Source organism: Roseovarius sp. THAF27, from assembly GCF_009363655.1.
Classification (GTDB): domain Bacteria; phylum Pseudomonadota; class Alphaproteobacteria; order Rhodobacterales; family Rhodobacteraceae; genus Roseovarius.
Genome location: NZ_CP045393.1, coordinates 4137484 through 4151304 on the forward strand (window position 1 = coordinate 4137484; position 13821 = coordinate 4151304).

Below are 13821 nucleotides of genomic sequence, written 5' to 3' on the forward strand. Positions count from 1 at the left end.
AGCAGGGAGCGCCGGTGCGCCCCCTGCCTGTCCGTTTGACGCTTAAGCGCGTTTATCGTTGTCGAGGTCCTCGAAATCGGCGTCGACGATGTCTTCGTCGTCCTTGCCCATTTCATCGGCCGCCGCAGGCTCGTCGTCGCCGTCTTCCTGGCTGGCCTTGTAGATCGCCTCGCCCAGCTTCATGGCGGCCTCGGTCACGTTCTGGATGCCGGCCTTGATCTTGTCGGCGGTGGCATCCTCTTTCTCGAGGTCGTCCTTGAGGGCCGAGATGGCCAGTTCGATGGCCTCGATGGTGGACGGGTCGACCTTGTCCGAATGCTCTTCCATCGACTTCTCGGTCGAGTGGATGAGGCTTTCGGCCTGGTTGCGGGCCTCGACCAGGGCGCGACGCTCCTTGTCGGCGTCGGCGTTTTCCTCGGCGTCCTTGACCATCTTGTCGATGTCTTCCTCGGACAGACCGCCCGACGCCTGGATCGTGATCTTCTGCTCCTTGTTCGTGCCCTTGTCCTTGGCCGACACGGAGACGATGCCGTTGGCGTCGATGTCGAAGGTCACCTCGATCTGGGGCATGCCGCGCGGGGCCGGCGGGATGTCCTCGAGGTTGAACTGACCCAGAAGCTTGTTGTCCGCGGCCATCTCACGCTCGCCCTGGAAGACGCGGATCGTCACGGCCGACTGGTTGTCCTCGGCGGTGGAGAAGATCTGCGACTTGTTTGTCGGGATCGTGGTGTTGCGGTCGATCAGGCGGGTGAAGACACCGCCCAGGGTTTCGATGCCGAGCGAGAGCGGCGTGACGTCCAGAAGGACGACATCCTTGACGTCGCCTTGCAGAACGCCGGCCTGAATGGCGGCGCCCATGGCGACGACCTCGTCGGGGTTCACACCTTTGTGGGGTTCCTTGCCGAAGAACTTGGTCACTTCCTCGACCACCTTGGGCATACGGGTCATGCCGCCGACGAGAACGACCTCGTCGATGTCGCTGGCCGAGAGGCCCGCATCCTTGAGCGCGGCCTTGCAGGGCTTGAGCGAGTTTGTGATGAGGTCACCCACCAGGCTTTCCAGCTTGGCGCGGGTCAGCTTCATGACCATGTGCAGCGGCTGGCCGTTGGAGCCCATCGAGATGAACGGCTGGTTGATCTCGGTCTGGGAGGAGCTGGAAAGCTCGATCTTGGCTTTCTCGGCGGCCTCTTTCAGGCGTTGCAGCGCCATCTTGTCCTTGGTCAGGTCGACGCTGTGTTCCTTTTTGAACTCATCGGCAAGGTAGTTTACGATGCGCATGTCGAAGTCTTCACCGCCGAGGAACGTGTCGCCGTTGGTGGATTTGACCTCGAACAGACCCTCGTCGATTTCGAGGATGGTCACGTCGAACGTACCGCCGCCAAGGTCGTAGACCGCGATGGTCTGGGTTTCTTCCTTGTCGAGGCCATAGGCCAGCGCGGCCGCGGTCGGCTCGTTGATGATGCGCAGCACTTCGAGACCGGCGATCTTGCCGGCGTCTTTCGTGGCCTGACGCTGGGCGTCGTTGAAATAGGCGGGCACGGTGATGACGGCTTGGGTCACTTCCTCGCCGAGATAGGATTCGGCGGTCTCTTTCATCTTGCCGAGGATGAAGGCCGAGATCTGGCTGGGCGAATACTTGTCGCCCTTGGCGCGCACCCAGGCGTCGCCATTGCCACCGTCGATCACTTCGAACGGCATGTTCTTCTTGTCCTTGGCCAGATCGCTGTCGTCCTCGCGGCGACCGATCAGGCGCTTGACGCCGAAGATGGTGTTTTCGGGGTTGGTGACCGCTTGGCGTTTCGCCGGCTGGCCGACAAGGCGCTCTTCGTCGGTGAAGGCGACGATCGAGGGCGTCGTGCGGGCGCCTTCGGAGTTTTCGATGACGCGGGCTTGCGAACCATCCATGATGGCGACGCAGCTGTTGGTGGTTCCGAGGTCAATACCAATGACTTTGGACATGTTTTTCGATCCCTTCTCTTCTTAAGGCGATTGAGGGGCGACCGGACCCGTTAAAGGCATCTGGCCACCGTGTGAGTTACAGATCCCGAAAGCGGTCTCTGCGCTTCGGACGGTATATAGGCAGGGGAATATGGCCCTGCAAGCGGTTGAAAAGCGGTGAATCGCAGGATTCGGGTTTTAATTTGGCGGATTCGATGGAATCCGGGGAGACATGACCGACGAGACGCTTCGGATACGCGGATTTCGCATTTTCAAGGGATATCTTGAAGCTGCGGAGCAGGCCGCGCTGGTGACGGCGCTGCGCGAGGTGGTGCGCGCGGCGCCGCTGTTTTCGCCGATGACGCCCTATGGCAAGCCGATGCGGGTCAGGATGACCTCGGCGGGACGCTATGGCTGGGTGTCGGACCGGCGCGGATACCGCTACGAGGAGCGGCACCCCGAGGGCATGGCCTGGCCGCCGATCCCCGAGGAGGTTCTGTCGATCTGGCGGGACGTGGTGAGCGCCGAGAGGATGCCGGATTGCTGCCTGGTGAATTTCTACGATGCCGACGCGCGGATGGGGATGCACCAGGACCGGGACGAGGCCGATTTCGGATGGCCGGTGCTGTCCGTGTCGCTGGGCGACGAGGGGCTGTTCCGCATCGGGAACGCGACGCGGGGCGGCAAGACCGAGTCGCACTGGTTGCAATCGGGGGACGTGGTGGTGATGGGCGGCGACGCGCGGCTGACCTATCACGGGATCGACCGGATCAGGCCGGGCACCTCGATGCTGCTGGAACATCCGGGGCGCATCAACCTGACGTGCCGGGTGGTGGACTGACCACAGCCGCGCCTAGCGCGACAGGTTGCAGCAGCCGGTCAGGTAGGTGACGCCTGATTCCTCGGTCACGAAGAGGTCCACGCTCATGCCATAGTAGCGGTCGGACATGCCGTCGGTACAGGCATCGCGCTGGAACATGAAGGTGAAGACTTCTTGGGTCTGCGACTGGCCGAATATGGCGTAGCGGTCCGTCCGGTTCTCCGACGTGACCGGATTGAGCGTGGAAACCGAGACCGGGTCTTCGTCCATGCGGTCGAGAGTGGCGCTTGCGGTGCGCGCGACTTCGAGCGACCAGAACGGTTCGGTGCCGGTGCAGACAAGGGGGCGGGGCAGTTCATCGTCGGGCTGACCGGCGCGGCGCGTGAGGAAACGCGCGGCGACCCAGCCCGACTGTTCCTCGACATTGATGCGCGCCCACTCGCGGCTGTCGTCGAAACCCACGACCTCGATGTAGGTGGCGCCGGCGTCCAGCTTGGCGACGATGGAATTGCCGACGCCGGGCGCGGCGCGCACGTTCAGGACATCGTCAGGCGCCACGCCGGACACGTCGTAGAAGGCGGGCACGGCCTGCGCGTGGGCAAGGCTGGCCCAGAGCGACAGAAGACAGGCTGACAGGACTGCTTTCATCGGCGGGCGTACCAGCTGCTGGAGGCGAACTGACGCGTGTAGAACTCTGCCAGCAGGCCGAGAACAAGCAGGACACAGCCGACGATCAGGGCATACTGGGCGTTGGTGTTGTGCGGGAAATAGTTGGCGAACACGTAACCGCGACACTGGTCGATGGCGTGAAACAGCGGATTCCAGTCGAACATGGCCAGCATGTAGCCGGGCAGCGTGTTGGCGACGAAAAGCTTGCCCGACGCAATCATGTTGGCGCGGGTGTAAACGACCTGGACCAGGTTCACGGCGGTCGGAAACCAGGGTTTCGCCGCCATGATCAGCAGGCCGACGCCGCAGCCTGTGAACCACGCCAGAAGAAGCATCCCCAGGGCGCCGATCGGATCGTCGATCTCGATCCGCTGAAAGGCGGTGTGATATACGAACAGGATCACCAAGGCGGACAGCACCTGGATATAAAGGGCACCCAGTGCGGCGGACGTGATGGAGATCACCGTGTTCATCGGCGCGTGCTGCATCATCGGCGACGATGGCCCGGCCGCCCCGGCGACCGCACCAAGCGATTTGATGTGGGTGAGATAAAGGAACACGCCGGACATCATGTAGAGCATGAAATCGCCGCGCAGCTTGGCGCCCCGCAGGCCCAGCACCGTGAACATGAAATAGAAGGCGAGGACGAAGATGATCGCCGTGCTGATATTGACGAACAGCGCCATGAAGGCGTTGCCATGCGTGCTGCGCACATCCCGGACGGTGGTGTGGTAGATCAGCTCGCAGATCGTCACGATGGACGACAGCAGGGATTTCTTGCGCGTGTTCTGAAACATGACCTGTCTGGACCGGCTGCCTTTTGCTGAAATCTCACACGGAATTCTTGCCGTTCCGTTAGTGACGCAGCATAAGGGGCGCGCAACATTCCCGCAACAAACGCCTTTGCGGACTGTGAAAAAGAATTGGAGCAGGGTTTGGATTACGACAAACTTGTCACGGTGATGCGCCGCCTGGCGCTGGAAGCCGGCGATCGGATCATGGAGATCTACGACGCGGACGATTTCGATGTGAAGGTGAAGTCCGACGACAGCCCTGTCACGGCGGCTGACGAGGCGGCGGACAAGATCATCTCGGACGGGCTGCGCGCGGCGTTTCCCGATGTGACGCTGATCACCGAGGAACAGGCCGACACCCACGGGGCGCGGGCCGACACGTTCCTGATCGTCGATCCGCTGGACGGAACGAAGGAATTCATCCACCGCCGCGGCGACTTTACGGTCAACATCGCCTATGTCGAGAACGGCGTGCCCACGCGTGGCGTGGTCTATGCGCCGGCCAAGGGCCGGATGTTCTTTACCCGGGCCGATGGCACGTCGGTCGAGGAAACCGGGCCGTTTGCCCGCCACAGGTCGGGCGCGCTGACCGACATCGGCGTGTCGAATCCCGACAATGATGCGCTGATGGTGGTGGCCAGCAAGTCCCACCGGGATCAGGCCACGGACGATTACATCGGCAAGTATGCGGTGAAGGACATGACAAGCGCCGGGTCCTCGCTGAAATTCTGCTTGGTCGCGACCGGCGAGGCGGATATCTATCCGCGCCTGGGCCGGACGATGGAATGGGACACCGCCGCCGGGCACGCCGTGCTGGCGGGGGCCGGCGGTCGGGTCGTGCGGTACGATGACCAGACGCCGCTGACCTATGGCAAGGAGGACTTCGCCAACCCATTCTTCATCGGCCACGCGCCCGGCGTCGAGCTGAAGTCCGCCTGATGAGTGTCCTGATTGTCATTCCGGCGCGATATGCCTCGAGCCGTTTTCCGGGCAAGCCGCTTGCGATGCTGCGCGGCGCCGACGGGACCTCGAAAAGCCTGATCGAGCGCAGTTGGCGTGCCGCGCAGAGCGTGGCCGGCGTCGCGCGGGTGGTCGTGGCCACGGATGACGCCCGGATCGAGGACGCGGCGCACGCCTTTGGCGCGGAGGTGGTGATGACGTCGCCGGACTGCGCCAACGGAACCGAGCGCTGCGCAGAGGCGCTGCGCAGCGTCGGGGAGGATTACGAGATCGTGGTGAACCTGCAGGGCGATGCGCCGCTGACGCCGCACTGGTTCGTCGAGGATCTTGTCGCCGGGATGCACAGCGACCCGCAGGCCGACGTGGCCACCCCGGTGCTGCGCTGCGACGGTCGTGCGCTCAACGGGTTTCTGCAGGACCGGGCGAATGGGCGTGTCGGCGGGACGACGGCCGTTTTCAGCCGATCTCGACATGCGCTCTACTTCTCCAAGGAAGTCATTCCCTATACTTCGGACGTATATGACGACGGGGGGGATACCCCGGTCTTTCACCATGTGGGGGTCTATGCCTACAGACCCGAGGCGCTGCACGCCTACGGCGGCTGGTCGGCAGGTCCTCTGGAACAGCTGGAAGGCCTGGAACAGCTTCGGTTTCTCGAGAACGGGCGCGCTATCCTGTGCGTCGAGGTCGAGGCGCGCGGACGGCAATTCTGGGAACTCAACAACCCGGAAGATATTGAGAGAATAGAAGGCATGATGCGCGAGATGCACATGTCATGAGCAATACGAGATGAAGGCACGAGGTTTCATCGGCCTGCCATGCATGACCCGTTGTGTTCCGGTCGGCGGCGTGAGCCAAGTTATTTCGTAATGCAGTGATCGCGGTTAAGGAGCTTCTGATGCGCAAGAAACTGACAAAGGCTATCTTTCCCGTCGCAGGGCTTGGCACGCGCTTTCTGCCGGCGACCAAGTCGGTGCCGAAGGAGATCATGACCCTGGTCGACCGTCCGCTGGTGCAATACGCCATCGACGAGGCGCGCGAGGCCGGGATCAAGGAGTTCATCTTTATCACCTCGCGCGGGAAGGGCGCGCTGGAGGATTACTTCGACAACGCGCCGCAGCTTGAGCAGGAATTGCGCAAGAAGGGCAAGGACGAGTTGCTGGAGATCCTGAAGTCGACCAACATGGACAGCGGCGAGATCGCCTATACGCGCCAGAACAAGGCGCTGGGCCTGGGCCACGCGGTGTGGTGCGCGCGGCGCCTGATCGGCAACGAGCCATTCGCGGTGATCCTGCCCGACGACGTGATCGCGGCGGAAAAATCGTGCCTGGCGCAGATGGCCGAGGCGTTCAAGGAAACCGATGGCGAGAACAACATGGTGGCCGCCATGGAAGTGCCCCCGGACAAGGCCTCGGCCTATGGTGTGCTGGACGTCAAGGAGGACATGGGCCGGATGGTCTCGACCAAGGGCATGGTCGAAAAGCCTGCCCCGGGCGAGGCGCCGTCGAACCTTGCGGTGATCGGGCGATATATCCTGACGCCGACCGTTCTGCAGAAGCTGAACAAGAAGCAGACCGGCGCGGGCGGAGAAATCCAACTGACCGATGCGATCGATTCGGCCCGGGACGAGGGCGAGGAGGTCTTCGGCTTCCGCTTCGAGGGCGAGCGGTTCGACTGCGGCTCGAAGTCCGGGTTCCTGCAGGCCACGGTGGCCTTCGCGCTGAACCGGCCAGAGTTGCGCGACGACCTGATGAAGTACCTGACGGACGTGGTTCAGCCGGCCAAGGCCGCGCAGTAAGGAAGGAGCCCGTCCCGTGGCCAATATTCTTGTCACCGGAGGGGCCGGGTATATCGGTTCGCACGCCTGCAAGGCGCTGGCGGCCGCCGGGTATACGCCGATAACCTATGACAACCTGAGCACCGGATGGGCCGAGGCGGTCCGGTTCGGCCCGTTCGAGCAGGGGGACCTGCGCGATCGGGCGCGGCTCGATTCCGTGTTCGCGGCCTATCAGCCGACCGCCGTGCTGCATTTCGGCGCGCTGAGCCAGGTGGGTGAGAGCATGCGCGAGCCGGGCCGGTACTGGGACAACAATGTCACGGGGTCGCTGGTGCTGATGGAAGCGGCGGTGGCGGCCGGATGCCTGAACCTGGTGTTTTCATCGACATGCGCGACCTATGGCGACCAGGACAACGTGGTGCTGGACGAGTCCAGCCCCCAGGCGCCGATCAACGCCTACGGCGCGTCGAAGCGCGCGATCGAGGAAATGCTGCGCGATTTCGAGGCGGCGCACGGGCTGCGGCACGTGATCTTCCGCTATTTCAACGTGGCGGGTGCGGACCCGGAGGCGGAGGTGGGCGAGTTTCACCAGCCGGAGACGCATCTTGTGCCGCTGATCCTGGATGCGGTGGATGGCAAGCGCGATGCGCTGACCATTTTCGGGACGGATTACGACACGCCCGACGGGACCTGCATCCGCGACTACGTGCATGTTTGCGATCTTGTCGATGCGCATGTTCTTGGGCTGAAATGGCTGGAAAACGACAAGCAAAGCCGTGTCTTCAACCTGGGCACCGGCGACGGTTTCTCGGTGCGCGAGGTGATCGACCACGCGCGCAGCATCACCAAAAAGGACGTGCCCGTCGTCGAGGGGCTGCGGCGGCCCGGCGATTGTACCAAGCTGGTGTCGGGGTCCGAACGCGCGGTGTCCGAGCTGGGCTGGACACCGTCAAGGTCGACGCTGGACGAGATGATCCGCGATGCGTGGCGGTGGCATCAAACTGGACATTACGAGAAATAACGCCGACCCTGAGGTCGAAGGAATGGTCAGGCAGGACGGATGAGCGTGCTTTCGGAGGCGTGGCTGGCGTACAAGCTTCGGTGGAAGCGCCGGCGCCTGTTGTTCCGTGCGCTGCGCAAGCGACGCCAGCTGCGTCCGGTGGTGGACCGCACCGACCGGATCGCGCCGGGGGACATCCTGTGCTTTTCGACCGTCCGCAACGAGGCGGTGCGCCTGCCGTTTTTCCTGGCGCATCATCGCGCGCTGGGCGTGCGGCATTTCCTGTTCGTGGACAATGACAGCGACGACGGCACGCGCGACTACCTGCAGGCGCAAGACGACGTTTCCCTTTGGCGGACGAAGGCCAGTTACAAGCTGTCGCGCTTCGGGGTCGACTGGCTGACATGGTTGCAGATGCAGCACGGGCACGGGCACTGGTGCCTGACGCTGGATGCCGACGAGATCCTGATCTATCCGCATCACGAGACCCGCCCCCTGCCCGCGCTGGTCGAACGGCTGGAGCAATCGGGCCGCCGGTCTTTCGGCACGCTGATGCTGGACATGTATCCCAAGGGCCCGCTGGCGGCGCATCCCTACGCGGCGGGCGACGATCCGTTCGAGCGGCTGTGCTGGTTCGATGGCGGCAACTACATGATCCAGAAGAAACCGGACCTGCACAACCTGTGGATCCAGGGCGGGGTGCGGGCGCGCAGGTTCTTTGCCGAACGGCCAGAGCGGGCGCCGACGATGGGCAAGATGCCCCTGGTGAAGTGGAACCGCCGCTACGCCTATGTCAGCAGCGCGCATTCCCTGTTGCCCCGGCGCCTGAACCGGGTCTACGACGAGCAGGGTGGAGAGCTTCTGTCCGGGATTCTGCTGCACACGAAGTTCCTGAACACGATCGTCGACCGCTCGGCCGAAGAGAAGACGCGGGCCGAGCATTTCGCCAACAGCACGCTTTACGACAGCTATTACGACGCGCTGACCGAAAACCCGGACCTGTGGTGCGAGCAGTCCATGCGGCTGATCGGGTGGCGGCAGCTGGAGGCGATGGGCCTGATGTCGAAAGGTAACTGGATTTGATGAGTTCGGAATTGTTTGCGTTTTGTAAACAGTCGCTTATACCGGAGCGAGGGGAACGGAGCCGGTGTTTTCATCGGTGTACCATTTTGGAAAAGAATGCTTTAACGCAGTCCGGGTATGGTGGCGGCTGGTCTGGCCGGCGGCCAAAGGGATATGAGTAGTGAGTATCTTGCAGTCATACGCGATGCGGCTGCGGCGGAAGCGGCATCGCATCCGTGCGTTTCGCAAGCATTTCTCGCTCAAGCCCGTGGTGGACCGCACGCGCAAGATCCGGCCCGGGGACATCCTGCTGTTCTCGACCATGCGCGACGAGTTCGTGCGCCTTCCCTTCTTTCTGCAATATTACCGCAACCTCGGGGTTTCGCATTTCCTGATCGTCGACAATGACAGCACCGATGGCGGGCGCGAGTTCATGGCCGACCAGGAGGATGTGTCGATCTGGACCACCAAGGCCAGCTACAAGGGCTCGAAGTTCGGGGTCGATTGGCTGAACTGGCTGCAGCGCAAATATGGCCATGGGCACTGGACGCTGGTGGTCGATCCGGACGAGCTGTTCATCTACCCGTTCTGCGACACGCGGCCCATTCGGGCGCTGACCGACTGGCTGGACACCAGCCAGGTCAAATCCTTCGGCGCGATGCTGCTGGACATGTACCCGAAGGGCCGGATCGACTCGGTGTCGTACCTGCCGGGGCAGGACCCGCTGGAAATTGCCGGCTGGTTCGATCCGGGCAACTACGTGATCGAGAAGAACCGCAAATACGGCAACCTGTGGATCCAGGGCGGGCCGCGCAGCCGGGTGTTCTTTGCCGACAGGCCCAAGAAGTCACCGGCGCTGAACAAGACACCGCTGGTGAAGTGGGACAAGCGGTACACCTATATCAGCTCGACGCACACGCTTTTGCCGCGGGGTCTGAACCTGACCTATGACGAGTGGGGCGGAGAGAAGGCCAGTGGCATCCTGCTGCACGCGAAGTTCCTCAACACCTTCACCGCCAAGGCCGAGGAAGAGTTGCAGCGTGGACAGCACTATGCCGGAAGTGTCGAATACAGATCATATGCCGAGAAATTTCAGGACAGTCCCGACCTTTGGTGCAAATGGTCGGAGAAATATATAAACTGGCGACAATTGGAAATTCTTGGGCTGATGTCCAAGGGCAACTGGGCATGAGGATGGGCAGAGGGTGAGCGTCGGCATCATAATGCTGGTCCACACGGCATTCGACCGGGCCGAGCAAGTGGCGCGCCATTGGGCCGCGGTGGGCTGTCCGCTGGTCATTCATGCAGACCGCAACGTGCCCAGCGAGACGTACAGGAATTTCGTCGCGGCGCTGTCCGACCTCGAGCAGGTGAAATTCGCCAGGCGGCATCGGTGCGAGTGGGGCACCTGGGGGCTGGTGGCGGCGACGCAGGCGGCGTCGGAGATCATGCTCAAGAGCTTTCCCGACGTGCGGCATGTTTACCTGGCGTCCGGCTCGTGCCTGCCGCTGCGGCCGGTGCAGGAACTGATCGACTACCTGGAGGATCGGCCGCAGACCGATTTCATCGAAAGCGCCACGACGGCGGATGTGCCCTGGACCATCGGAGGCCTGGATCACGAGAGGTTCACCCTGCGGTTCCCGTTTTCGTGGCGGCGGCACCGCAAGCTGTTCGACGCCTATGTTCGCCTGCAACGTAAGATCGGCTACAAGCGGCGCATTCCCAACGGGATCGTGCCGCATATGGGCAGCCAATGGTGGTGCCTGACGCGCCAGACCCTGTCGGCGATCCTGACGGACCCCGAGCGGGCGACCTATGACAGCTATTTCAAGCGGGTGTGGATCCCGGACGAAAGCTATTTCCAGACGCTTGCAAGGCTCTATTCCAGGCAAATCGAGAGCCGGTCGCTGACCCTGTCGAAGTTCGATTACCAGGGCAAGCCGCACATCTTCTACGACGATCACCTGCAGCTTTTGCGGCGGTCGGACTGTTTCGTGGCGCGCAAGATCTGGCCCTTTGCCAACCGGCTTTACAATGCGTTCCTGACCGATGCGGCGGGCGCGATGAAGCGGACCGAGCCCAACCCCGGCAAGATCGACCGGATCTTTGCCAAGGCGGTGGAACGTCGGACGCGCGGGCGGCCCGGCCTGCTGATGCAGAGCCGGTTTCCGGTGGAGGGGCGCGAAAACGGGCTGACCTGCGCGCAATACTCGGTGTTCGAGGGGTTCAGCGACCTTTTCGAGAATTTCGAGCCCTGGCTGGCCAAGGTCACGGGCACGCGGGTGCACGGGCATCTCTTTGCCCCTGAGCGGGCCGAGTTTTCCGATGGCCAGACGGTGATGAACGGCGCGCTGAGCGACAGTGCGAAGCTGCGCGATTACAATCCGCAGGCGTTCCTGGCGAGCCTGATCTGGAACACGCGGGGCGAGCGGCAGTGTTTCCAGGTCGGTCCGCGCGACCACATCAAGAAGATCGAGTGGCCGCTGGCCAAGGACCAGAACGCGCAGATCTCTGTCATTTCGGGCGCGTGGGCGGTGCCGCTGTTCAAGTCGAACATGAACTTCGCCGACATCCGGCAGGAGGCCGCGTTGCTGCAACAGATCGAAAGCAAGCACCTGGATGTGCTGCGCTCGCAATGGGGCAAGGCGCGGGTGCGGATCTGGACCATGGCGGAGTTCATCGAGGCGCCGATGGAGCCCTTGCAGACGATCATCGACGAGATTGGCAAGCAAAGCGTGCATGGCCTGGCCGAGGTGCCGAAGATGGCCGACCTGACCGGGTTCGGGCAGTTTTTGCAGAACCTCAAGAACCAGGGGATGCATCCCTACCTGATGGGCGATTTCCCGGTCGAGCACCGCCTGCGCGAGCCGCAGGCGCAACAACGCAAACCCTATCTGGTGCGATAGATGGCAGGTCAATTCGACTATTTCGCGGTGTTTGCCGAGATGCGCACCGGGTCCAACTTTCTCGAGGCGAACCTGAACGCGTTCGAAAGCTTCGAGTGTTTCGGCGAGGCGTTCAACCCGCATTTCATCGGCTATCCCAACCGCGACGAGATCGCCGGCGTGGCGCAGCATACGCGCGATGCCGACCCGATGCAGTTGATCAAGGCGGTGCGGGACGTGCCGGGCAAGATGGGCGGTTTCCGGTACTTTCACGATCATGACCCGCGCATCCTTGACGTGATGCTGGACGATCCGCGCTGCGCCAAGATCATCCTGACGCGCAACCCGCTGGACAGCTATGTCAGCTGGAAGATCGCCCAGGCCACGGGCCAGTGGAAGCTGACCAACGTGAAGCGGCGCAAGGACAGCCAGGTTCGCTTCGACAAGGCCGAGTTCGAGACGCATGTGACCAAGCTGCAGGAATTTCAGGTGTTCCTGCTGAACCGGCTGCAGGCGTCGGGACAGGCGGCGTTCTACATCGCCTACGAGGATCTGCAGAACCTAGACGTGCTGAACGGTCTGGCGAAGTTCCTGGGCAGCGATGAGCGGCTGGAGGCGCTGGACGCGTCGCTGAAAAAGCAGAATCCCAGCGGACTTGAAGACAAGGTGTCCAACTTCAGGGACATGGAACAGGCCTTTGCCGGGCTCGATCCGTTCAACCTGACCCGGACGCCCAATTTCGAGCCGCGCCGGGGGCCGGCGGTGCCGGGCTTCGTGACCGGAGCCCATGCGGCGCTGCTGTACATGCCGATCCGGTCGGGACCCGAGGCGGCGGTGTGCGACTGGCTGGCGGGGCTGGATAGCGTGGCGGCGGACGACCTGCCGACCAAGCTGAACCAGAAGGACCTGCGCCAGTGGAAGCGGCGTCATCCGGGGCATCGCGGCTTTACCGTGGTGCGGCATCCCGTGGCGCGGGCCCATGCGGCGTTCTGCGACAAGATCCTGCAAACCGGGCCGGGATGTCTTGCGGACATCCGAAAGACTTTGCGCAATTTCCACAAGCTGCCGCTGCCGGGGAAGATGCCGGACGAGGGCTATGACCGCGAGGCGCACAAGCAGGCCTTTGCGGCGTTCCTGGAGTTTCTGAAGGCGAACCTTGCCGGACAGACGAATATCCGTGTGGACGCGCACTGGGCCACGCAATCGGCGATCATGCAGGGCATGGCGCAGTTCAGCCTGCCGGATCTCGTGCTGCGCGAGGAGGAACTGGCCGAGGCGCTTCCGCGGCTGGCGGCATCGGTGGGCTATGACGCGGCCGCGCGCCCGGCCACATCCGTGCCCGATCAGCCCTTTTCGATCGACGAAATTTACGACGAAGAGATCGAGACGCTGGTCAGTGACATCTACCAGCGCGACTACATGATGTTCGGGTTTCGGGCTTACGCCGCCTGAACCGACTGTGCCTCGGTGATAATCGTGTGCAGCGTCGCGGGATCGTCATTGGCCCGCAGCTTGGCGCAGATCGCCGGATCGCGCAGGGTGCGCGAGACAAGCGCCAGCGCCTTGAGATGTTCCACGCCGGCATCTTCGGGCGCGAACAGGGCAAAGGCCAGGTCGACCGGCTGGCGGTCGACCGAGTTGAAGTCAATCGGCGTGTCCAGCAGCACCAGCGCACCCACGACCGAGTCGATGCCCGCCAGACGCGCATGGGGCAAGGCCACGCCATGCCCCACGCCTGTGGGTCCGAGGTTTTCGCGCTCGATCAGGGCGTCCACCACTTTTTGCGGATCGAGGCCGTAGACGGACTCGGCAATGCTGCCAAGCTCGTGCAGAAGGCGCTTTTTGCTGGACACGGAGGAATAGACCCGGACCGCGTCAGGCCGCAAAATCTGAGTGAACTGCATTCAGTTATGCTC

The 13821-nt window shown here is 62.9% G+C and carries 13 protein-coding genes; 9 read left to right on the top strand and 4 right to left on the bottom strand.

The features are described from left to right. Positions 1 to 42: 42 nt before the first annotated feature. Positions 43 to 1959, bottom strand: a complete 1917-nt coding sequence (gene dnaK / locus FIU89_RS20485) for a molecular chaperone DnaK (RefSeq protein ID WP_152494297.1) — start codon at positions 1957 to 1959, stop codon at positions 43 to 45. Between the two features lie 211 nt (positions 1960 to 2170). Between dnaK and FIU89_RS20490 the strand changes: the two genes are divergently transcribed. After that, positions 2171 to 2779, top strand: a complete 609-nt coding sequence (locus FIU89_RS20490) for an alpha-ketoglutarate-dependent dioxygenase AlkB (RefSeq protein WP_152494298.1) — start codon at positions 2171 to 2173, stop codon at positions 2777 to 2779. 12 nt (positions 2780 to 2791) lie between these two features. Here the strand turns inward: FIU89_RS20490 and FIU89_RS20495 are convergent, their stop codons facing one another. Both FIU89_RS20495 and FIU89_RS20500 read right to left on the bottom strand, forming a co-directional pair. Next, positions 2792 to 3406, bottom strand: a complete 615-nt coding sequence (locus tag FIU89_RS20495) for an SH3 domain-containing protein (RefSeq protein WP_152494299.1) — start codon at positions 3404 to 3406, stop codon at positions 2792 to 2794. Next, entirely contained in the window at positions 3403 to 4224 is an 822-nt protein-coding gene (locus FIU89_RS20500) for an ABC transporter permease (protein ID WP_152494300.1), read from the bottom strand. The genes FIU89_RS20495 and FIU89_RS20500 overlap by 4 nt, the downstream gene beginning before the upstream one ends. A gap of 138 nt (positions 4225 to 4362) precedes the next feature. Between FIU89_RS20500 and cysQ the strand changes: the two genes are divergently transcribed. From cysQ to FIU89_RS20540, 8 genes are all read left to right on the top strand, one after another. Then, positions 4363 to 5160 (top strand): 3'(2'),5'-bisphosphate nucleotidase CysQ, encoded by a 798-nt coding sequence (gene cysQ / locus FIU89_RS20505; protein WP_152494301.1) that lies wholly within the window; start codon positions 4363 to 4365, stop codon positions 5158 to 5160. Continuing rightward, positions 5160 to 5960: a 3-deoxy-manno-octulosonate cytidylyltransferase gene (locus FIU89_RS20510; protein ID WP_152494302.1), complete on the top strand. Its 801-nt coding sequence runs from the start codon at positions 5160 to 5162 to the stop codon at positions 5958 to 5960. Before cysQ ends, FIU89_RS20510 begins: the two co-directional genes overlap by 1 nt. Positions 5961 to 6079: 119 nt before the next feature. Next, positions 6080 to 6979, top strand: a complete 900-nt coding sequence (locus FIU89_RS20515; protein ID WP_152494303.1) for a UTP--glucose-1-phosphate uridylyltransferase — start codon at positions 6080 to 6082, stop codon at positions 6977 to 6979. A gap of 16 nt (positions 6980 to 6995) precedes the next feature. Further along, positions 6996 to 7979: a UDP-glucose 4-epimerase GalE gene (gene galE / locus FIU89_RS20520; protein ID WP_152494304.1), complete on the top strand. Its 984-nt coding sequence runs from the start codon at positions 6996 to 6998 to the stop codon at positions 7977 to 7979. A gap of 39 nt (positions 7980 to 8018) precedes the next feature. After that, positions 8019 to 9041 (top strand): glycosyltransferase family 2 protein, encoded by a 1023-nt coding sequence (locus tag FIU89_RS20525; protein ID WP_152494305.1) that lies wholly within the window; start codon positions 8019 to 8021, stop codon positions 9039 to 9041. 184 nt (positions 9042 to 9225) lie between these two features. Then, positions 9226 to 10212, top strand: coding sequence for a glycosyltransferase family 2 protein (locus FIU89_RS20530; protein ID WP_152494621.1), 987 nt, complete (start codon positions 9226 to 9228; stop codon positions 10210 to 10212). A gap of 13 nt (positions 10213 to 10225) precedes the next feature. Continuing rightward, positions 10226 to 11926 (top strand): beta-1,6-N-acetylglucosaminyltransferase, encoded by a 1701-nt coding sequence (locus FIU89_RS20535; protein WP_152494306.1) that lies wholly within the window; start codon positions 10226 to 10228, stop codon positions 11924 to 11926. Further along, complete coding sequence (locus tag FIU89_RS20540; protein ID WP_152494307.1) at positions 11927 to 13357, top strand: sulfotransferase family 2 domain-containing protein; 1431 nt, start codon at positions 11927 to 11929, stop codon at positions 13355 to 13357. Here FIU89_RS20540 and FIU89_RS20545 read toward each other — a convergent pair. Next, positions 13345 to 13809 carry a PTS sugar transporter subunit IIA gene (locus FIU89_RS20545; RefSeq protein WP_152494308.1) on the bottom strand — a complete coding sequence of 155 codons (465 nt, stop codon included), beginning with the start codon at positions 13807 to 13809 and terminating at the stop codon, positions 13345 to 13347. The two genes, FIU89_RS20540 and FIU89_RS20545, sit on opposite strands and share 13 nt — an antisense overlap. Between the last annotated feature and the right edge of the window lie 12 nt (positions 13810 to 13821).

Bases quoted from the DNA above. Each gene is read 5' to 3' on its own strand.
- FIU89_RS20515 (WP_152494303.1), top strand. From the start codon at position 6,080: ATGCGCAAGAAACTGACAAAGGCTATCTTTCCCGTCGCAGGGCTTGGC.
- FIU89_RS20490 (WP_152494298.1), top strand. From the start codon at position 2,171: ATGACCGACGAGACGCTTCGGATACGCGGATTTCGCATTTTCAAGGGA.
- FIU89_RS20525 (WP_152494305.1), top strand. From the start codon at position 8,019: ATGAGCGTGCTTTCGGAGGCGTGGCTGGCGTACAAGCTTCGGTGGAAG.
- FIU89_RS20530 (WP_152494621.1), top strand. From the start codon at position 9,226: ATGCGGCTGCGGCGGAAGCGGCATCGCATCCGTGCGTTTCGCAAGCAT.
- FIU89_RS20540 (WP_152494307.1), top strand. From the start codon at position 11,927: ATGGCAGGTCAATTCGACTATTTCGCGGTGTTTGCCGAGATGCGCACC.
- FIU89_RS20495 (WP_152494299.1), bottom strand. From the start codon at position 3,406: ATGAAAGCAGTCCTGTCAGCCTGTCTTCTGTCGCTCTGGGCCAGCCTT.
- FIU89_RS20510 (WP_152494302.1), top strand. From the start codon at position 5,160: ATGAGTGTCCTGATTGTCATTCCGGCGCGATATGCCTCGAGCCGTTTT.
- FIU89_RS20545 (WP_152494308.1), bottom strand. From the start codon at position 13,809: ATGCAGTTCACTCAGATTTTGCGGCCTGACGCGGTCCGGGTCTATTCC.
- FIU89_RS20500 (WP_152494300.1), bottom strand. From the start codon at position 4,224: ATGTTTCAGAACACGCGCAAGAAATCCCTGCTGTCGTCCATCGTGACG.
- dnaK (WP_152494297.1), bottom strand. From the start codon at position 1,959: ATGTCCAAAGTCATTGGTATTGACCTCGGAACCACCAACAGCTGCGTC.